This is a genomic window from Amycolatopsis sp. NBC_01286 (genome assembly GCF_035982555.1).
Classification (GTDB): Bacteria; Actinomycetota; Actinomycetes; order Mycobacteriales; family Pseudonocardiaceae; genus Amycolatopsis.
The window spans coordinates 7,592,441-7,615,021 of record NZ_CP108428.1; the positions used below are offsets into that span (position 1 = coordinate 7,592,441).

1 pseudogene is annotated in these 22,581 nt (G+C 75.1%); it reads left to right on the plus strand.

Annotation, left to right across the window (positions count from 1 at the left end):
- Window positions 1-19: 19 nt before the first annotated feature.
- Window positions 20-22,444: pseudogene (locus OG570_RS35395) on the plus strand (type I polyketide synthase); the annotation flags it as partial.
- Between the last annotated feature and the right edge of the window lie 137 nt (window positions 22,445-22,581).

Sequence of the window (22,581 nt, forward strand, 5' to 3'; positions counted from 1 at the left end):
GCTGCTCGACAACGCGCGGCTGACGAAGGCCAACGCCGCCCTGACCGCCGAGGCTGCCGACGACCCGATCGCGGTGGTCGGCATCGGCGTGCGGCTGCCGGGCGGGGTGACCGATCCCGCCGGGCTGTGGGCGTTCCTCCGGCGCGGCGGCGACGGGATCACGTCGTTCCCGGCCGACCGCGGCTGGGACCTCGACGGGATCTACGACCCGGACCCGGACGCGGCGGGCAAGTCCTACGTGCGCTCCGGCGGGTTCCTGGCCGACGCGCCCGCGTTCGACCCGGAGTTCTTCGGCATCTCCCCGCGCGAGGCCCTCGCCATGGACCCGCAGCAGCGCCTGCTGCTGGAGACGTCGTGGGAAGCGCTGGAGTACGCCGGCATCGCGCCGACGACGTTGCGCGGCGAGCGCGTGGGCGTGTTCACCGGGCTGTCCTACCAGGGTTACGGCGGCGGTGCGGCGCCCGTGGAGCTGGAAGGGCTACTCGCCACCGGATCCGCGGGCAGCGTCGCGGCGGGCCGCGTCTCGTACGTCTTAGGCCTGCGCGGTCCGGCCGTCACCGTCGACACGGCGTGTTCGTCGTCGTTGGTCGCGATGCACCTCGCGGGCCAGTCGCTGCGCGCGGGGGAGTGCCGGCTGGCGCTCGCCGGCGGCGCCACGGTGATGGCGACGCCCGGGGTATTCCTGGAGTTCTCCCGCCAGCGCGGCCTGGCCGCCGACGGCCGTTGCAAGTCCTTCGCCGACGCCGCCGACGGCACCGGCTGGGCCGAGGGCGTCGGCGTGCTGGTGTTGGAACGCCTGTCCGACGCGGTGCGCGAAGGGCGTGAGGTCCTGGCCGTGGTGCGGGCCACCGCGGTGAACCAGGACGGCGCGTCCAACGGCCTGACCGCCCCGAGCGGCCTCGCCCAGGAAGAGGTGATCCGCGAGGCCCTCGCGGCGGCCAAGCTGTCCACAGTGGACGTCGACGCGGTCGAGGCACACGGCACGGGCACAGCGCTGGGCGACCCGATCGAGGCCGACGCTTTGCTGGCCACGTACGGTCAGCACCGGGAAACCCCGCTGTGGCTGGGTTCCCTGAAGTCCAACATCGGCCACGCCCAGGCCGCGGCGGGCGTCGCGGGCGTGATCAAGATGATCCTGGCCCTTCGGCACGGCATCCTCCCGAAGACACTGCACGTCGACGCACCGTCGTCCCAAGTGGACTGGACGGCCGGCGCGGTGCGGCTGCTGACCGAGGAGACACCGTGGCCCGCGCTGGACCGCCCGCGCCGGGCGGCGGTGTCGTCGTTCGGGGTGTCGGGAACGAACGCACACGTCATCCTGGAGCAGGCGGCCTCTGTGTCCCCTGCGCCTACTTCGTCTGCGCCGGCGATCGTGCCGCTGGTGCTCTCGGCGCGTTCACCGCAGGCGCTGGCCGCACAGGCGGACCGGCTCGCGACGGCGCTCGACTCGCAGAACAACCTCTTGGCCGTCGCCGGTTCTTTGGTGTCGTCGCGGGCGCTGTGGGAACACCGCGCTGTGGTGATCGCCCCCGACCCCCTCGCCGCCCTGCGTGCTTTGGCAGCGGGTGAGTCTCACCCGGGTGTCGTGCTCGGCGAGGCTGACTCCGCCGGGGTCGGCGTTGTGTTCACCGGCCAGGGCGCGCAACGCGCCGGGATGGGCCGGGAGCTGTACGAGACGTTCCCGGCGTTCGCATCGGCATTCGACGCCATCTGCGCCGACCTCGATCCGCACGTCGGCGTCTCGTTGCGGGACGTGGTGTTCGCCGAGCCCGGCACCGACCTCGCCCGGCTGCTGGACGACACGGCGTACACGCAGGCCGCCCTGTTCGCCGTCGAGGTGGCGATGTACCGCCTCGCCGAGTCGTGGGGCGTCCGCCCGCGCGCGGTGTCCGGGCACTCGCTAGGCGAGCTGACCGCGGCGTACGTCGCCGGGGTGTGGTCGGCGGCCGACGCCGCCAAGCTGGTCGCCGCCCGCGGCCGGCTCATGTCGGCCCTGCCCGCGGGCGGCGCGATGATCGCCGTCGCCGCGGCGGAAGCCGAGGTCCGCGCCGTCCTGGCCGAGCACGGGGGACCGGTAGAGATCGCCGCCGTCAACGGCCCGACGGCCGTGGTGCTGTCCGGCCCGGCGGACGACGTGCACGCCGTCGCGGAAGCCCTCTCGGCCCGCGGGCACCGGACCCGCGCGCTGACGGTCAGCCACGCATTTCACTCAGCGCTGATGGACCCCATGCTCGATGAGTTCCGCGCAGTGGCGGAAACACTCACCTACCGTCCCCCGGCCATCCCGGTCGTCTCCGCGGTGACCGGCGCCCTCTCCGCCGACCTCTGCTCGCCCGAGTACTGGACCAGCCAGGCGCGCGAAACCGTGCGCTTCGCCGACGCCCTCTCGGCTCTCGGTGAACTCCCGGTCTCGGCACTGCTGGAACTCGGCCCGGACGGCGTCTTGACCGCGATGGCGAAGTCCGTCGAAGGTGCACCGCCCGCGGTCGCCCTGACCCGCCGCGACCGTCCCGAGCCGACGACCGCCCTGACCGCGTTAGCCGAGCTGTTCGTCCGCGGAGCCGCCGTCGAGTGGGCCGCGATAGTGCCCCGTCCGGCCCACCCGGTGCGCCTGCCCACGACGGCGTTCCGTCGCCGCCCCTTCTGGCTCACGGCCGAACCCACGGCCACACCGGACCAAGGCGAGGACGCCGCCTTCTGGCGTGCCGCCCGAACCGGCGACGCAGCCGCGCTGGACCCCGCGCTGGCCCCCGACGACCAGGCCGCGCTAGCAGCGGTCCCCCCGGTCTTGTCCCGCTGGCGAGCGGCCCGCCGCGACGACTCCGCGGTCCGAGACTGGACCTACGAGGTCACCTGGGACGAGATCACCGAGCCCACCACCCAGCCCGCTACAGGCCGCTGGCTGGTACTGGTCGACCCCGACGACGACGGCGCACTGGCCGCAGCCTTCGCCGGGACGACTGCTGACCTTTCGGCGGCCCGCACCCAGCTCGCCGGTGCCGGGCCCCTCGGTGTTGCCACGGCCGATCTCTCGACAGACCGCGCCACGCTAGCCTCGGGAATTCCCGAGCGGACTGCGGAAGCCAGCTCGGTAGCCGTGCCGGTGGGCGGTGCCGCGGCTGACCTGCCGCCGGGCCGCGCCGCGCTTGCCGATGCTAGGCCGGTTGGCGGCGTCGTCGTCGAACTCTCCCTGGATCGCGCCACGCTCGCCGCGCGGATCGCTGATGCCGGGCCCCTCGACGGCGTCGTGTGTCTGCCCCGGCGGGCGGAGCAGCTCGTCGTCGTCGTGCAAGCCCTGGCGGATGCCGGGGGCGCCGCGCGGATGTGGTGCGTTACCCGCGGTGCCGTGCGTACCGGGCCCGCCGACACCGCGCCCGACCCGCGGGCGGCGCAGCTGTGGGGCCTCGGCCAGGCGGCGGCGCTGGAACACCCGGGCCGCTGGGGTGGCCTGCTCGACTTGCCGTCCGAAGTGGACGGTGACCTGCCCGCCCGCGCGGTCGCCCTGGTGACCGCGGACGGCGGCGAAGACCAGCTCGCCCTCCGCGCAAATGGCACCTTCGCCCGTCGTCTGGCCCGCGTGGAGGACACCAACGCCGAAGGCTGGCGGCCGCGGGGCACCGTCCTGGTCACCGGTGGCTCCGGCGCGCTCGGCGGCCACGTGGCCCGCTGGCTCGCCCGTGCCGGCGCCGAGCACCTCGTGCTGCTCAGCAGGGGTGGCACCGCGCCGGACCTGACCGGCACCCGTGTCACGACCGTGGCCTGCGACGTCACCGATCGCGACGCCCTCGCCGCCGTGATCGCCCAGTACCCGCCCGACGCGGTCGTCCACGCCGCGGGGGCGGCCGCTGATGCGACCGCGCTGACCGACCACGACGTAGCTGGGTTCAGTAAGGCCGTGGCGGCGCGTATCGAGGGCGCGGCGATTCTCGACGAGCTGCTCGACGGCCACCCGCTCGACGCGTTTGTGCTGTTCTCCTCCGTCGTCGGCGTGTGGGGCTCGGCCGGGCAGTCCGCGCCCGCTGCCGCCAGTGCTTACCTCGACGCGCTCGCCGAGGCCCGTCGTGACCGCGGTAAGCCCGCGCTCTCCGTCGCCTGGGGGCCGTGGGCCGGGACCGGTGTTGTCGGTACCGCCGCCGATACCGAACGGCTGCGCCGGCGCGCGGTGCTGACCATGGAACCCGATCTGGCCCTGACCGCGCTGAACCGCGTGCTGTGCGGTGACCGGGCCGCCGTGGTCGTCGCGGCCATGGACTGGCCCCGCTTCGCCCCGATCTTCACCGCGGCCCGGCCGAGCCCGTTCCTGCGTGGGCTGCCCGAGGCGCGGGACGCCATCGACGCCGCCGAAGCGGCCGTCGCCGCCGATCGGTCGGTCACCAGTGGGCTGCGTGCCCGGCTCGAAGGCCTCGACGCCGCCGCTCGGCACGCTGAGCTCACCACGCTGGTCCGCGCGGAGGCCACACTTGTCCTCGGCAGCGAGGACGCCATCGGCCGGACGCGTGCCTTCCGCGACGTCGGCTTCGACTCGCTCACCGCCGTCGAGCTGCGCGACCGGCTGGTCACCGCCACCGGCGTCGCCCTGCCCGCGACCGTCGTGTTCGACCACCCGAACCCGGCCGCGCTGGCCGAGCACCTGCACGCCGAAATCCTCGGCGTGGACACCGTGGTCACCGCCTCGGTCGCCGCGGTGACGGTCACCGACGACCCGATCGTCATCGTCGGCGTCGGTCTGCGCCTGCCCGGCGGCGTCGACAGCCCCGAATCGCTCTGGGACCTCCTCGAAGCGGGCCGTGACGCCATTTCGGGCTTCCCGGCCGACCGCGGCTGGGACCTCGACGCGCTCTACAACCCGGACGCCGACGTCGAGGGCACGACCTACACCCGCTCCGGCGGCTTCCTGCACGACGCGGGCGACTTCGACCCCGGCTTCTTCGGGATCGCGCCGCGCGAAGCCCTCGCCATGGACCCGCAGCAGCGCCTCTTGCTGACGACGTCGTGGGAAGCGCTGGAGTACGCGGGCATCGACCCGGGGTCGCTGCGTGGACAACCGGTCGGCGTCTTCAGCGGCCTGTACTTCCAGGGTTACGGCGTCGGCTCGCGCGAACCGGGCCTCGAGGGCCTGCTGGGCACCGGGACGGCGTCGAGTGTCGCGGCCGGGCGGGTGTCGTACTTGCTGGGCCTCGAAGGGCCGTCGGTCACCCTGGACACGGCGTGCTCCTCGTCGCTGGTCGCGATCCACCTGGCCGCCCAGGCCCTGCGCTCGGGTGAGTGCTCGCTGGCGCTGGCCGGCGGCGTGACGGTGATGGCGACCCCGGGCGTGTTCGTCGGGTTCTCGCGCCAGCGCGGGCTGAGCGTCGACGGCCGCTGCAAGTCGTTCGCCGAAGCCGCCGACGGCACGGGCTGGGCCGAAGGCGCCGGCGTCGTCGTCCTGCAACGGCTGTCCGACGCGCGCCGCGAAGGCCGCGAGATCCTTGCCGTGGTCAAGGGCACGGCCGTCAACCAGGACGGCGCCTCCAACGGCCTGACCGCGCCCAGCGGCCGGGCCCAGCAGGGTGTCATCCGGCAGGCGCTGGCCAACGCCGGGCTGTCCACATCGGACGTCGACGCCGTGGAAGCCCACGGCACGGGCACGGTCCTGGGCGACCCCATCGAAGCCCAAGCGCTGCTGGCCACCTACGGCCGGAATCGGGAAACCCCGCTCTGGCTGGGGTCGCTGAAGTCGAACGTCGGGCACACGCAGGCCGCGGCCGGGGTCGCCGGCGTGATCAAGATGATCATGGCGCTGAAGCAGGGCGTGCTGCCGAAGACGCTGCACGTCGACGCGCCGTCGTCCAAAGTGGACTGGACGATCGGCGAGGTGCGGCTGCTGACCGAGCCGACGCCGTGGCCGGCACTCGACCGGCCGCGCCGCGCGGCGGTATCGGCGTTCGGCGTCTCGGGCACCAACGCCCACGTCATCCTCGAGGCCGCTCCCGAATCCACTGTGGACGAAGAGCCCAGCGTCGGACTGATGCCGTTGGTGGTGTCCGCTCGATCGGAAACCGGTCTGAACGACCAGGCCGAGCGGCTCGCGGACCATCTGACCGGACGCACAGATCTCGGCGCCATCGCCGGTTCGCTGATCGCCTCGCGCACGGTATGGGAACACCGCGCCGTCGTGCTCGCCACCGACGTCGAAGAGGCAGCCGGACGGCTCCGCACACTCGACGGCACCGGCGTCGTCCGGGGTGTGGCCGACCTGGCCGCACCCGGTATCGCCGTGCTCTTCACCGGCCAGGGCGCCCAGCGGCCGGGGATGGGCCGGGAGCTGTACGCCGCGTTCCCCGCGTACGCCGAGGCGTTCGACGCCGTGTGTGCCGAACTGGACCGGGGCCTGGCCGGGCTGCCGCCGGTGCGGGACGTCGTGTTCGCCGAGCCCGGCAGCGACCTCGCGGCCCTGCTCGACGACACGGTGTTCGCCCAGGCCGGACTGTTCGCGGTCGAGGTCGCGATGACGCGGCTCGTCGAAACCTGGGGTGTGCGGCCGGAGATCGTGGCCGGGCACTCGCTGGGTGAGCTGACCGCCGCGCACGTCGCCGGCGTGCTGTCCCTGCCCGATGCGGCGACCCTGGTCGCGGCCCGCGGCCGGCTGATGTCGGCGCTGCCCGCCGGTGGCGCGATGACCGCGATCGCCGCGTCCGAGAGCGAGGTGGTCCCGCTGCTCGGCGACCGCGTCGCGCTGGCCGCCGTCAACGGCCCGGAATCCGTGGTGATTTCGGGTGACTACGACGCCGTGCACGCCGTCGCCGAGCTGTTCGCCGCGCGCGGGGTCCGCACGAAGGCCCTGACGGTGAGTCATGCGTTCCACTCGCCGCTGATGGACCCGATGCTGGCGGACTTCCGCGAGGTCGCCGCGCGGTTGACCTACGCCGAGCCGGTCATCCCGGTCGCCTCCACCGTGACCGGCGACCGCGCCGGCGCACTGTCCATCCCGGACTACTGGGTCGAGCAGGTCCGCCGCCCGGTGCGGTTCGCCGACGCGGTCGCCGCCCTCGGGCCGCGGCCGGTGCTGCTGGAGCTGGGCCCCGACGGTGTCCTCAGCGGGCTTGCTGCTGCCCTGCCGAGCGGGCCCGCGGCGGTGACGCTGACCCGGCGGGACCGGCCCGAGGTGACGTCCGCGCTCACCGCGCTGGCCGAGGTGTTCGTCCGCGGCGGTGACGTCGACTGGGCCGCGCTCGCCCCGCGGCCACGCCGGTTGCGGCGGCTGCCGGCCACGGCGTTCCAGGAGCGGACGTACTGGCTGCCCGCCGGCACCGGCCTCGCCGACGTGTCGGCGGCCGGGCTCACCGCGGGCGGGCACCCGCTGCTCGGCGCCGTCGTCGAAGCCCCCGAGACCGGCGGCGTGGTGCTGACCGGCCGGATCTCGCGGTCGCTGCACCCGTGGCTGGCCGACCACGTCGTCGCCGGTAGCACGGTCCTGCCGGCTGCCGCGCTGGTCGAACTGGCGATCCGCGCCGGCGACCACGTCGGCTGCCCGGCACTGCGTGAGTTCACTGTGGACACTCCGGTTGCGTTGCCCGAGAACGAGGTCCGGCGTGTCCAGATCGTCGTCGGCGCGGCCGACGACGACGGAAAGCGTGAGGTCAGCGTCCACTCCCGGCCCGACACCGACGGCGCGTCCTGGACCAAGCACGCCACCGGCCGGCTCGGCGCGGGCGTCGCCACACTCGCCGCCGTGACCGGCGAGTGGCCGCCGTCCGGCGCGGAACCGGTCGACCTGACCGGGTGCTACGACGGCCACGAATTCGGTGACGCCCTGCGCGGCCTGACCGCCCTGTGGCGCCGCGGCTCGGAGCTGTACGCCGAACTCACCCTGCCCGAAACGCTGTCCGCCGACGGCTTCGCGATCCACCCGGCGCTGCTTGCCGCCGCGCTGCACCCGGTGCTCGCCACCGACCCCGGCACCGCCCCGCTGACCCCGGCCGCCTGGACCGACGTCGCGATCCACGCCACCGGCGCCCGCACGGTGCGGGCCCGGCTGACCCCGGCCGGCGACGGCGTCGCGCTGCACCTGACCGACCCCGACGGCCTGCCCGTGCTCACCGCCGCCACTGTCCGCCACCAGCGGACGGAAGTGGCCGCCACCCACCCCACCGACGTCCTCTTCGGCGTCGACTGGACACCCCTCGACGTCCCCTCGGCCGCATCGGACTCGACGTCGCAGGTCGTCACCGAACTCACCGAGACGACCACGGCCGCGGACTACGTCCTGCTGCCGGTCCCCGCGGGTACCGGCAGCACCGAACCCGAACGCGTCCGGTCCACTGTGGACGTCGCGCTCAGAGCGATCCAGTCGCTGCTCACCGAGCCGCGCTGGGCCGGGACCCGGCTCGTCCTGCTCACCCGCAACGCCGTCGCCACCCGGGACGGCGAGACCGTCGACCCGGTCGCCGCCGCGGTGTGGGGGCTGGCGCGCTCCGCCCAGTCGGAACACCCCGACCGTCTCCTGCTCGCCGACGCCGACGGGATCCCGGACACGGTGACCCTCGACGCCGCGGTCGCCGCCGGTGAGGGCCAGCTCGCCGTCCGCGAGACCGGCACGTGGGTGCCGCGGCTGACCCGGGTCACCACCGGCCCGCCCGCCGTCGCCCTGGATCCGGCCGGTACCGCGCTGATCACCGGTGGCACCGGCGCGCTCGGCGCCGTCGTCGCCCGGCATCTGATCACCGCCCACGGCTGCGGCACCGTCGTGCTCGCGTCCCGTCGCGGCCCGGACGCCGCCGGCGCGCCGGAACTCGCCGCGGAGCTGCGGGAGCTGGGCGCTCGCGTCGAGATCGTGGCCTGCGACGTCGCCGACCGCGACCAGGTACGGGCGCTGCTGGCCGGGCTGCCCGCGCCGCTGACGGCCGTCGTGCACACCGCCGGGGTGCTGGAGGACAGCGTCGTCACCTCGCTCGACGCCGCCGCGGTCGACCGCGTGTTCCGGCCCAAGGTCGACGCCGCCACCCACCTCGACGAGCTGACCCGGGACCTCGGCCTGGCCGCGTTCGTGCTGTTCTCCTCCGCCGCGGGTGTGCTGGGTGGTCCCGGCCAGGGCAACTACGCCGCCGCGAACACCTACCTCGACGCGCTCGCCACCCGCCGCCGCGCGGCCGGGCACGCCGCCGTGTCGCTCGCCTGGGGCATGTGGGCCCGCGTCGGCATGGGCGGGCGGCTCGACACCGCCGACACCGCGCGGATGGCCCGCTCGGGCATCGGCGCGGTGGACGTCGAGCACGGCATGCGGCTGCTCGACAGCGCGCTCGGCGCTGACCGCGCGGCCCTGGTCCCGGTGGTCCTCGAACCGGCGATCCTGCGCGACTACGCCCGGCTCGGCGTGCTGCCCGCGATCTTCCGCGGCCTGGTCGGCGGCGTCCGCCGGGCCGCGCGCGACGGCGACCCGACCGGCGGCCTGCCGGACCGGCTCGCCGGGCTCGACCCCGCCGAACAGCTCGCGGTGCTGACCGACCTGGTCCGCGCCGAGGCCGCCGTTGTGCTCGGCGACGCCGAGGGCGTCGGCGCGTCGCGGGCCTTCCGCGACGCCGGGTTCGACTCGCTGACCGCCGTGGAGCTGCGCAACCGGCTCACCGTGAAGACCGGCGTCAACCTGCCGTCCACGGCCGTTTTCGACTACCCCAACCCGGAAGCGCTGGCCGGGCACCTGCACGCCGAACTCGTCGGGTCCGCCGCGCCCGCCACGGTGGCTTCGGCCGCGACCGCCGTCGACGACGACCCGATCGTCATCGTCGGGACCGCGCTGCGCCTGCCCGGCGGCATCGACAGCCCCGAAGGCCTGTGGGAGCTGCTGCTCGACGGCGGCGACGCGATCGCGCCGTTCCCCGCCGATCGCGGCTGGGACCTCGGCGACCTCTACGACGCAGATCCGGACGCCTCCGGCAAGACCTACGTCCGCCACGGCGGCTTCCTGACCGGCGCCGGGCTGTTCGAACCGGAGTTCTTCGGCATCTCGCCGCGCGAGGCCCTCGCCATGGACCCGCAGCAACGGCTGCTGCTGACGACGTCCTGGGAGGCCCTGGAACGCGCCGGCGTCTCACCGGTTTCGTTGCGCGGCAAGAACATCGGCGTCTTCCACGGCGCCGCCTACCAGGGTTACGGGCTGGGCGCGCGGACCACCGGGCTGGACGGCCTGCTGGGCACCGGCTCGACGACCAGCGTCGTCGCCGGGCGCGTGTCGTATGTGCTCGGGGTGCAGGGCCCGTCGGTCACGGTGGACACGGCGTGTTCGTCGTCGCTGGTGGCGATGCACTTCGCGGCGCAGGCGCTGCGTTCGGGTGAGTGCTCGATGGCCTTGGCCGGCGGTGTGACCGTGATGGCCACCCCGGCGACGTTCGTCGAGTTCTCGCGCCAGCGCGGTCTCGCGCCCGACGGGCGTTGCAAGCCGTTCGCCGAGGCCGCCGACGGCACCGCGTGGGGTGAGGGCGCCGGGGTCGTCGTGCTCCAGCGCCTCTCCGACGCACTGCGCGAAGGCCGTCGCGTGCTGGCCGTGGTGAAGGGCACTGCGGTCAACTCCGACGGTGCGTCCAACGGACTGACCGCCCCCAACGGCCCCGCACAGCAGGCCGTGATCCGGCAGGCACTGGCCAACGCCGGACTGTCCACATCGGACGTCGACGTCGTCGAAGCCCACGGCACCGGGACGACGCTGGGCGACCCGATCGAGGCTCAGGCGCTGCTGGCGACCTACGGGCAGGACCGGCCCGACGACCAGCCGCTGCTGCTCGGCGCACTGAAGTCGAACCTCGGCCACATCCAGGCCGCGTCGGGCGTCGCTGGCGTGGTCAAGATGATCCTGGCTCTCGAGCACGGCGTGCTGCCGAAGACCCTCCACCTGGACGAGCCGTCGTCCCATGTGGACTGGACGGCGGGTTCGGTCCGGCTGCTCGGCGAGCAGACCCCGTGGCCGGAGACCGGCCACCCGCGACGGGCCGCCGTCTCGTCGTTCGGCGTCTCCGGGACCAACGCCCACGTCATCCTCGAACAGCCGCCGCACGCCGAGGTCGCCGACCGGCCCGCCGAGCCCGCCGGCCCGGTGCCGCTGGTCGTTTCGGCCCGTTCCGAAGCCGGTCTTGCCGCACAGACCGAACGGCTGGCGGCGCACCTGGCCGCGACGCCGGACGTCCGGCTCACCGACGTCGCCGGTTCACTCGTGTCCGCCCGGGCCGCGTGGGAACACCGCGCCGTGGTGCTCGCCGCCGATCCCGGCCAGGCTGTGACCGCCTTGCGCGAAGGCGGCGCCATCCGGGGCGAAGTGGACCCCGCCGGTGCCGGTGTCGCGGTCCTGTTCACCGGCCAGGGCGCGCAACGCGCCGGGATGGGCCGGGAACTCCACGCGGCGTTCCCGGTGTTCGCCGCCGCCTTCGATGCGGCCTGCGCCGAACTGGACCGGCACCTGCCGGAACACCCGCCGGTCCGCGACGTCGTCTTCGCCGAGCCGGGCACCGACCTCGCCGCGCTGCTGGACGACACCGTGTTCACCCAGGCCGGGCTGTTCGCGGTCGAGACGGCGATGTTCGCGCTGGTCCGCTCGTGGGGTGTCCGGCCGCGCGCGGTCGCGGGCCACTCGCTCGGCGAGATCACCGCGGCCCACGTCGCCGGGGTGCTGTCACTGGCGGACGCCGCGAAACTGGTGGCCGCCCGCGGCCGCCTGATGTCGGCGCTGCCTGCCGGCGGCGCGATGGTCGCGATCGCCGCGTCCGAAGAGGACGTCGTCGCCGCGCTCGACGGCCGCGTGTCGCTGGCCGCCGTCAACGGGCCGGAATCCGTGGTGATCTCCGGTGAACACGACGCCGTGCACGCGGTCGCCGAGGCGTTCGCGGCCCGCGGTTGCCGCACGAAGACGTTGGCCGTCAGCCACGCGTTCCACTCGCCGCTGATGGACCCGATGCTGGCCGAGTTCGCGACCGTGGCCGAGACGCTGGAGTACCGGCCGCCGACGATCCCGGTGGTCTCGATGGTGTCCGTCACCGCCGACTGCGCCACGTCCGAACACTGGGTCGAGCAGGTCCGCCGCCCGGTGCGGTTCGCCGACGCCGTCGGCGCGCTGGCCGGCCGGTCGCTGCTGGTCGAGCTGGGCCCGGACGGCGTCCTGAGCGGCCTCGCCGGTGCGCTGCCCGGCGCCCCCGCGGCGGTCGCGCTGACCCGGCGCGACCGGCCCGAGGTCTCGACGGCGATCCGCGCGCTGGCCGAGGTGTTCGTCCGCGGCGAGGACGTCGACTGGACCGCGCTGCTGCCGGCGTCGCGGGCCCTGGTCCCGGTGCCGACCACGGCGTTCCAGGACCGGCGGTTCTGGCTGGAGCCCCAGGAGTCCGGCAGTGCCGCGGCGCTGGGCCTGACACCGGCCGCGCACCCGCTCGTGGGCGCGGTCCTGGACACACCCGGCTCCGACGGTGTCGCGCTGGCGGGCCGGCTGTCGCAGGCCCTGCAGCCGTGGCTGGCCGACCACGCCATCGGCGGGGTCGTGCTCGTGCCCGGCACGGCGCTCGTCGAGCTGGCCGTCCGCGCGGGTGACGACGTCGGCTGCCCGGTGCTCGACGAACTCGTCATCGAGGCGCCGCTGCTGCTGCCCGCGGACGCCGTGCTGCGCCTGCAGGTCGTCGTCGGCGAGCTGGACGCGACCGGCCGCCGCGCGGTTTCGGTGTACACCCGCCCGGAGACCGGCGACGCGAGCTGGACGCGGCACGCGGCCGGGTTCCTCGGCACCGCCGTGCCGGCCGCCGCCGCGGCACCCGCGGTCTGGCCGCCGGACGGCGCGCTCCCGCTGGACCTCGACGGCTTCTACACCGCGCTCGCCGACCACGGTTACGGCTACGGGCCGGCTTTCCAGGGCCTGACCGCCGTCTGGTCGCACGGGCCGGAGCTGTTCGGCGAGGTCGTCCTGCCGGAAGCCGCGGCCGACGACGGGTTCGCGATCCACCCGGCCCTGTTCGACGCGGCCCTGCACACCGCGCTCGTCACCGCGGGCTCGGGCGAGCGCGACGGGATCGAGCTGCCCTTCGCGTGGAACCGCGTCGCCGTCCACGCCACCGGCGCGACCACGGTCCGCGTCCGCGTCACCCCCGCCGCGGACGGCGGGATGGCGGTGGAGCTGAGTGACCCGGCGGGCTCGCCGGTGCTGTCGGTGGGCTCGCTGGTCAGCCGGCCGGTCACCGCCGCGAAGCTCGACGCCGGCCCCGGAATCGGCGCCCTCTACCGGGTTTCCTGGACGGAGCTACCCGCGGCCGGTGAACAGAGCGCCGTCCCCACGAAGACGATCACCGGCCCCGCCGACCTGGCGGGCGAGGGTGAAGCGGATCTGCTCCTGCTGCTGGTGACCACCGCGCAGCTCCCCGATGACGCCCGGGCCGCGGTGACCAGCGTGCTCGAGACCGTCCAGGCGTTCCTCGCCGACGACAAGTGGCGAGGCGCCCGGCTGGTCGTCGTCACCGACGGCGCCGTCGACCCGCTCGGTACGCACCCGGCCGATCCGGCGGCCGCTGCGGTCTGGGGCCTGATCCGCTCGGCCCAGCTGGAGAACCCGGGCCGGCTGGTGCTGGCCGACACCCAGGACACCGTCGGCGGTGCGCTGGCCGCGGCGATCGACGCGGGGGAGAGCCAGTTCGCCGTCCGCGACGGCCGGATCCTGGTGCCCCGCCTGGAAAAGACGCTCCCGGACACCGACCGGCCCGCCGGGTTCGACCCGGCCGGGACGGTGCTCGTCACCGGCGGCTCCGGCACCCTCGGCGGCCTGGTGGCCCGGCACCTGGTGACCGTCTACGGCGTCCGGAGCCTGCTGTTGGCCTCGCGGCGCGGCGCGGCCGCACCCGGTGCGGCGGAGCTGGCCGCCGAGCTGCGCGACCTCGGCGCCGAGGTGCGGCTGGCGGCGTGCGACGTCGCCGACCGCGACCAGGTCCGCGCGCTGCTCGCCGACGTCCCGGCGACCGCGCCGCTGACGGCGGTGGTGCACACCGCCGGCGTGCTCGACGACGGCACCTTCGACGCCCTCGACGCCGCCCGCGTAGACGCCGTGTTCCGGCCGAAGGCCGACGCGGCGGTCCACCTCGACGAGCTGACCCGCGACCTCGGCCTGAGCGCGTTCGTCCTGTACTCCTCGGTCGCCGGGGTGCTCGGCAGCGCCGGGCAGGCCAACTACGCCGCGGCCAACGCCTTCCTCGACGCGCTGGCCGCCCGCCGCCGCGCCGCCGGGCACCCGGCCGTGTCGCTCGCCTGGGGCATGTGGGCCGAGGCGAGCACGATGACCGCGGGCCTCGGCGAGGCCGACGACGCCCGCGCCGACCGCTCCGGCATGACTCGCCTCGACGCCGCCCGTGGCCTGCGCCTGCTCGACGCCGCGCTGACCGCCGACGACGCCGTGCTCGTGCCGGCCGCGCTGGACCTGCCGGTACTGCGCGGGCACGCCCGTGCGGGCGTCCTGCCGTCGATCCTCTGGGGCGTGGCCGGCCGCGGCCGCCGGACCGCCCAGGCGGCGTCGGCGTCCACCGGGCTGCTCGCCGAGCTCGCCGGTCTCGATGCCGCCGAGCAGCTGGCCGCGCTGACCGAGCTGGTGCGCACCGAAGCCGCCGTCATCCTCGGCAGCGGCGCGGGGATCGGTGTGGCGAAGGCGTTCCGCGACGCCGGGTTCGACTCGCTGACCGCGGTCGAGCTGCGCAACCGGCTGACCGCCGCCACCGGCGTGACGTTGCCCGCGACCGTGGTGTTCGACTTCCCGAGCCCGGCCGTCCTGGCCGAGCACCTGCACGGTGAGCTGGCCGGCGACGCGGCCCCCGAAGCCCCCAGTACCACGGTCGCGGTGCGCACGGCGGCGGCCGACGACCCGATCGCCATCGTCGGGATCGGCGTCAAGCTGCCCGGCGGGGTGGCCACGCCCGAAGACCTGTGGGACCTGCTGCGTCGCGGCGGGGACGGGATCACCGAGTTCCCGTCCGGTCGTGGCTGGGACGCGGAGAACCTCTACGACCCCGATCCGGACGCCGCGGGCAAGACCTACACCCGCCACGGCGGTTTCCTGCACGACGCCGGGCAGTTCGACCCCGCCTTCTTCGGCATCTCGCCGCGGGAAGCCCTGGCGATGGACCCGCAGCAGCGGCTGCTGCTGGAGACGTCGTGGGAGGCCGTGGAGCGCGCCGGGATCGATCCGACGTCGCTGCGCGGGCAGCGGGTCGGCGTGTTCACCGGCCTGATGTACTACGACTACGGCATGGGTGCCCAGGCCGACGGCCTGGAAGGCCTGCTGGGCACCGGCGGCTCGGGCGGCGCGGCCGCCGGTCGCGTGTCGTACGTGCTCGGGGTGCAGGGCCCGTCGGTCACGGTGGACACGGCGTGCTCGTCGTCGCTGGTGGCGATCCACCTCGCCGCGCAGGCACTGCGCTCAGGTGAGTGCACGATGGCCCTGGCCGGTGGCGCGACGGTGATGGCCACGCCGGGCCCGTTCATCGGGTTCTCCCGCCAGCGCGGCCTGGCCGCCGACGGCCGGTGCAAGTCGTTCGCCGAGGCCGCCGACGGCACCGCCTGGGGCGAGGGTGTCGGCGTGCTGGTGCTGCAGCGGCTGTCCGACGCGCGCCGCGAAGGCCGTGAGGTGCTGGCCGTGGTCCGGGGGAGCGCGGTCAACTCCGACGGCGCGTCCAACGGCCTGACCGCGCCGAACGGGCCCGCGCAGCAGGCGGTCATCCGCCAGGCGCTGGCCGACGCCGGACTGGCCGCAGCGGACGTCGACGCCGTCGAGGCGCACGGCACCGGCACCACGCTGGGCGACCCGATCGAGGCCCAGGCCGTGCTCGCGACCTACGGCCAGGACCGGGAAACGCCGTTGTGGCTGGGTTCCCTGAAGTCGAACGTGGGACACACCCAGGGCGCCGCCGGCGTGGCCGGGGTGATCAAGATGGTCCTGTCCATGCGGCACGGGCTGCTGCCGAAGACCCTGCACGTCGACACGCCGTCGTCCAAAGTGGACTGGACGGCCGGTGCGGTGCGCCTGCTGACCGAGGAGACGGCGTGGCCCGAGCTGGGCCGGCCGCGTCGCTCGGCGGTGTCGTCGTTCGGGGTCAGCGGCACCAACGCGCACGTGATCGTCGAACAGGCGCCTGCCGCTGTCGTCGAGTCGGCGCCGGACGCGCCGGCGATCGTCCCGGTCGTGGTGTCGGCCCGCTCCCGGCGTGGCCTGACGGCGCAGGCGGCCCGGGTGGCCGCGCACCTGGACGCGGGGCACGACCTCGCGGCTGTGGCCGGTTCGCTGCTGTCGTCGCGGGCCGTGTGGGAACACCGCGCCGTGGTGCTCGCGGGTGACCGCGACGCCGCGGTGGCCGGGCTGACCGCCGTCGACGGCCCCGGCGTCGTCCGCGGCGAGGTCGATCCCGAGACCTCGGGTGTCGGGATCGTGTTCACCGGCCAGGGCGCGCAGCGACCCGGGATGGGACGCGAGCTGTACGACGCCTATCCGGTGTACGCCGAGGCATTCGACGAGGTCTGTGGCGCGCTGGACGCGCACCTCGACGGCCGGCCTGCCGTGCGGGACGTGGTGTTCGCCGAGCCGGGCACCGATCTGGCCGCGCTGCTGGACGACACGGCGTTCACCCAGACCGGGCTGTTCGCCGTCGAGGTGGCGATGTTCCGGCTCGTGCGCTCGTGGGGCGTCCGGCCGAAGCTGCTCGCCGGGCACTCGCTGGGTGAGCTGACCGCGGCCCACGTCGCCGGGGTGCTTTCGCTGGCGGACGCGGCGAAACTGGTCGCCGCTCGCGGCCGGCTGATGTCGGCGCTGCCCGCCGGGGGCGCGATGGTCGCCGTCGCGGCCACCGAAGGCGACGCGCTCAAGGCCATCGAAGCGGTCGACGGGCACGTCTCGATCGCCGCGGTCAACGGGCCCGAGTCGGTGGTGCTCTCCGGCGAGCACGAGCCGGTGCACGCCGTCGCCGGCCGGCTCGCCGCCGAGGGGCGCAAGACGTCGGTGCTCACGGTGAGCCACGCGTTCCACTCGGCGCTCATGGACCCGATGCTCGACGAATTCCGGGCCGTCGCCGAAACGCTCACCTACCAGCCTCCGGCCATCCCGGTCGTCTCCGCGGTGACCGGCACCTTCGCCGACGACCTGGGCTCGCCGGACCACTGGACGGCCCAGGCGCGCCGGACGACGCGGTTCGCCGACGTCGTCACCACCATCGCCGGGCGCTCGCCCGCGCTGGTGCTCGAACTCGGCCCGGACGCGGTGCTGTCGGCCCTGGTCGCGGCGGCCGGCACCCCGGCGGTCGCGCTGACCCGGCGCGACCGGCCCGAGGTGGCCACCGCGCTGACCGCGCTCGCCGAGCTGTTCGTGCGCGACGCCGGCGTCGACGCGTCCGCGCTGCTCGCGGGGCCGCGGCGCGTGGTTCCGGTGCCCACCACGGCGTTCCAGCACACCGAGTACTGGGTGCGCCCGGCCACCGGCGGCAACGCTGCCGGTCTCGGCCAGGCGGCGCTGGACCACCCGCTCGCCGGCGCGGTCGTGGAGATCCCGGGCGGCGGCTTCGCGCTGACCGGCCGCGTCTCGCGCGAACTGCAGCCGTGGCTGGCCGACCACGTCGTCGGCGGCGTGCTGCTGGTGCCGGGGGCCGCGCTGGTCGAGCTGGTGCTGCGGGCCGGCGCGTACGGCGACTGCCCGATGCTCGACGAGCTGGTGATCGAGGCGCCGATGCTCGTCCCGGAGACCGGGGCCCTGGACCTGCGGGTCGTCGTCGCCGAGGTCGACGACCTCGGCCGCCGCGCGGTCGCGGTGCACTCCCGGCCCGATGACGTGTCCACTGTGGACGTCGAATGGACCCGGCACGCCACCGGCTACCTGACGCCGACCGTGCCCGCCGCCCTGCCGGACACCACGACGTGGCCGCCCGCGGAAGCGGAACCCGTTGCCCTGGAAGACTTCTACGACCTGCTCGCCGAGCAGGGTTACGACTACGGCCCGGTCTTCCAGGGGCTGACCGCCGCCTGGCGCCGCGGCCCGGAGACCTTCGGCGAACTGACGCTGCCCGAGACGGCCGAGGCGCGCGGGTTCACCCTGCACCCCGCGTTGCTCGACGCCGCCCTGCACGCCGGTTTCCTCGCCGGTGACGAGAGCGGCGGCGCCCTCGGCGTCCCGTTCGCCTGGAACCGGATCGCGCTGCACGCACCGGGCGCGGACCGCCTGCGCGTGCGCGTCGCTCCGGCCGCCTCCGGCATTTCGGTGGACCTGACCGACGAAACCGGGGCGCCGGTCCTGTCGGTGGCGTCCGTGGTGAGCCGCCCGCTGCAGGCCGACGCGCCGCGGCGGGACGACCTGCTGTTCGGCCTCGACTGGGTCCCCTGGACCGAACCGGCCGTCGCCGAACCCGGCGTCGTGCGCGGCATCGACGACCTGATCGGCCCGGCTGCCGACTGGTACGTCCTGCCCGTGGCCGGCGGAACGTCACTGCACGAGGCGACGGCCGGCGTGCTGGTCGTGCTGCGCGCGTTCCTGGCCGATCCGGAACTGCGGGACGCGCGGCTCGCCGTCGTCACCCACGGCGCGGTCGACGCGGCCGGGACCGTCGCCGACCCGGTGCTCGCCGCCGTGTGGGGGCTGGTGCGCGCGGCCCAGGCCGAGGAACCCGGCCGCGTGCTGCTGGCCGACCTCGACACCGGGGACGCGCCGATGGACGTCCTCGCGGGCGCCGCGTCGGCGCAGGAGTGGCAGGTCGCCGTGCGCGAGGACGCCGTGTGGGTCCCGCGCCTGAACCGCGTCAACGCCGAGCAGACGGACGTCGCCACCCTCGATCCGGCGGGCACGGTCGTCATCACCGGCGGCACCGGCGCGCTGGGCGCGGTCGTGGCCCGGCACGTCGTCGCCACACACGGGATCCGCAGCCTGGTGCTCGCCTCCCGGCGCGGGCTCGCCGCCGACGGCGCGGCCGAACTGGCCGAGTCGCTGCGGGAACTGGGCGCGCGGGTCGATGTCGTGACCTGCGACGTCGCCGACCATGACCAGGTCCGCGGGCTGCTGGCCGCCGTCCCGGCCGACGCGCCGCTGACGGCCGTCGTGCACACCGCCGGCGTGCTGGACGACGGCATGATCGGCACCCTCGACCCCGACCGGCTGGCCACGGTGTTCGGCCCGAAGGCCGACGCGGCGAGCCACCTCGACGAGCTGACCCGCGACCTGGACCTGGCGGCATTCGTCCTGTTCTCCTCCGTCGCCGGCACGCTCGGCAGCGCCGGGCAGGGCAACTACTCGGCGGCCAACGCGTTCCTCGACGCCCTCGCCGCCCGCCGCCGCGCGGCCGGGCACCCGGCGGTCTCGCTGGCCTGGGGCCTCTGGGCCGCCGAGGGCAGCGGCATGACCGGCGGGCTCGGCGCGGCGGACACCGCGCGGATGGCGCGGTCGGGCATCAAGGCGATCGACGCCGAGCAGGGCATGCGCGCCCTCGACACCGCACTGGCCGCCGACCGCGCCGTGCTGGTACCGCTCGCGCTGGACCTGCCGGTCCTGCGTGGCCACGCGCGCGCCGGCGTGCTGCCGGCGACCCTGCGCGAGATCGTCGGCAAGGTCCGCCGCCCGGCGGACCGGACCGCGACGGCCGGCGGGGTGCTGTCCCGGCTGGCCAGTCTCGACGCCGACGCGCAGCGCGCACTGCTCACCGACCTGGTGCGCGCTGAAGCCGCCGTCGTGCTCGGCGGCACCGACCCGATGGCGGTCTCGACGGCGTTCCGCGACGCCGGGTTCGACTCGATGACCGCGGTGGAACTGCGCAACCGGCTGAGCACGGCCACCGGCGTCACGCTGCCCGCGACGGTCGTGTTCGACTTCCCGAACCCCGCCGCGCTCGCCGGGCACCTGCTCGGCGAACTGGTCGGCGAGGACGACGTCCGTGTGGTGACGGCCGCGGCCGGCGCACTCGCCGACGACCCGATCGTCATCGTCGGCATGGGCGTGCGGCTGCCCGGCGGCGTGGCGACCCCGGACGGCCTGTGGGACCTGGTCCACGAGGGCCGCGACGCCGTGTCGGCGTTCCCCGAGGACCGCGGCTGGGACCTCGGGGCGCTGCTCGGCGGCGACCCGGACGCGACGGGCCGCTCGGTCACCCGCTCCGGCGGTTTCCTGCACGACGCGGGCCTGTTCGACCCCGGCTTCTTCGGCATCTCGCCGCGTGAGGCCCTGGCCATGGACCCGCAGCAACGGCTTCTGCTGGAGACGTCGTGGGAGGCCCTCGAACGCGCCGGGGTCGACCCGACGTCGCTGCGCGGGCAGGACGTCGGCGTCTTCACCGGCCTGATGTACCAGGGCTACGGCGCGGGCGTGCGGTCCGCGGAACTCGAAGGCCTGCTGGGCACCGGTTCGGCGAGCAGCGTCGCCGCGGGCCGGGTGTCGTACGTGCTCGGTGTGCAGGGCCCGGCGGTCACGGTGGACACGGCGTGTTCGTCGTCGCTGGTGGCGATCCACCTGGCGGCCCAGTCGCTGCGCTCCGGCGAGTGCTCGGTCGCCTTGGCCGGTGGCGCGACGGTGATGGCGTCGCCGTCGACGTTCGTCGAGTTCTCCCGCCAGGGCGCGCTGTCGGCCGACGGCCGGTGCAAGTCGTTCTCGGACGACGCCGACGGCACCGGCTGGGCCGAGGGCGTCGGCGTCGTGGTGCTGCAGCGGCTGTCCGACGCGCGCCGCGAAGGACGTCCGGTCCTGGCCGTGGTCAAGGGCACGGCCGTGAATCAGGACGGCGCGTCGAACGGCTTGACGGCGCCGAACGGCCCGGCTCAGCAGGCGGTGATCCGCCAGGCGCTGGCCAACGCGGGCCTTCGTCCGTCCGAAGTGGACGCTGTCGAGGCCCACGGCACCGGCACCATGCTCGGTGACCCGATCGAAGCGCAGGCCGTCATCGCGACCTACGGCCAGGAGCGCGCCGAGCCGCTCTGGCTCGGCTCGCTCAAGTCCAACATCGGCCACTCCCAGGCCGCCGCGGGCGTCGCCGGCGTGATCAAGATGATCCTCGCCATGCGGCACGGCGTGCTGCCGCGCACGCTGCACGCCACGACGCCGTCGTCCAAAGTGGACTGGGAGTCGGGTGCCGTGCGGCTGCTGACCGACGAGGTCGCCTGGCCCGAGCCCGGCCGTCCGCGCCGCGCAGGCGTGTCATCGTTCGGCGTCTCCGGCACCAACGCGCACGTCATCCTCGAACAGGGCCCGCCGCCCGCCCCGGCCGACGCCGGCGACGGCACAGCGGTGCCCGTGGTGCTGTCGGCGCGGTCGGCCCGCGGCCTGGCCGCGCAAGCCGAGCGCCTGGCCGACTTCCTGACCGCCGACGGAGACGCGTCACTGCCCGAGGTGGCCCGCACGCTGCTGACCGGCCGGGCCGCGTGGGACCACCGCGCGGTCGTCGTGGCCGGCGACGTCGAGACGGCGATCGACGGCCTGCGCGGCGTCGCTGGCGGCCGGTCGGTGACCGGGGTGCGCACCAGGGCCGTCGTCCCGGCCACCGCGGGCGGGACCGTGCTGGTCTTCCCCGGCCAGGGCACGCAGTGGGCCGGCATGGGCCGCGACCTGCTCGGCACCGAGCCCGCGTTCGCCGCCCGGATGGCCGAGTGCGAACGCGCGCTGGCGCCGCACTTCGACTGGACGCTCTCCGACGTCATCGCCGGGGCACCCGGTGCGCCGGGCCTGGACCGCGTGGACGTCGTCCAGCCGGTGTCCTGGGCGGTGCTGGTCTCGCTGGCGGCGCTGTGGCAGTCCGCCGGCGTCCGGCCCGACGCCGTGGTCGGCCACTCGCAGGGCGAACTGGCCGCGGCGTGTGTCGCGGGGGCGCTGTCCCTTGAGGACGCCGCGAAGGTGATCGCCGTGCGCAGCAAGCTGATCCGCGACGAGCTGTCCGGGCACGGCACCATGCTGTCGGTGCTGGCCGGGGCCGACGTGGTCGAGCCGCTGCTCGGCGATCTGGCCGGCCGGGTGTCGATCGCCGCGGTGAACGCACCCGACTCCGTCACGCTGTCCGGCGAATCCGAGGCGATCGACACCGTCGAACGCCGGCTGGCCAAGGCGGGGATCATGCGCTGGCGGCCGGAAGGCGTCGACTTCGCCGCCCACACAGCCCAGGTCGAGCCGCTGCGCGAGCGCGTCCTCGCGCAGCTGGCGGACCTCGCGCCGCGTACTGCCGAGATCCCGCTGCTGTCTACCGCGACCGGCGACTGGGCCGACGGCGAGGAGCTGGACGCGCGGTACTGGTACGAGAACATGCGTCACCCGGTGCGGTTCGCCGACGCGACCAGGACGCTGGCCGAGCGTGGGTTCCGGGTGTTCGTCGAGGTCGGGCCGCATCCGGTCCTGACCACGGCGCTGGGCGAGACCCTGGACGACGTGGGGGTGCGTGACGCCGTCGTGTGCGGCACGCTGCAGCGCGGTCAGGGCGGCCGGGGCCGGTTCCTGGAGTCTCTCGCGGAGCTGTTCGTCCGCGGCGTCGCCGTCCGCTGGCCCGAGAACCCGGCGACCGGGTCGGTCGCGTCCGTGCCGACGTCCGCGTTCCAGCACGAGCACTTCTGGCTCGTACCGCAGGCCGCCACCGACGCGGCCGGCCTGGGCCAGACGGC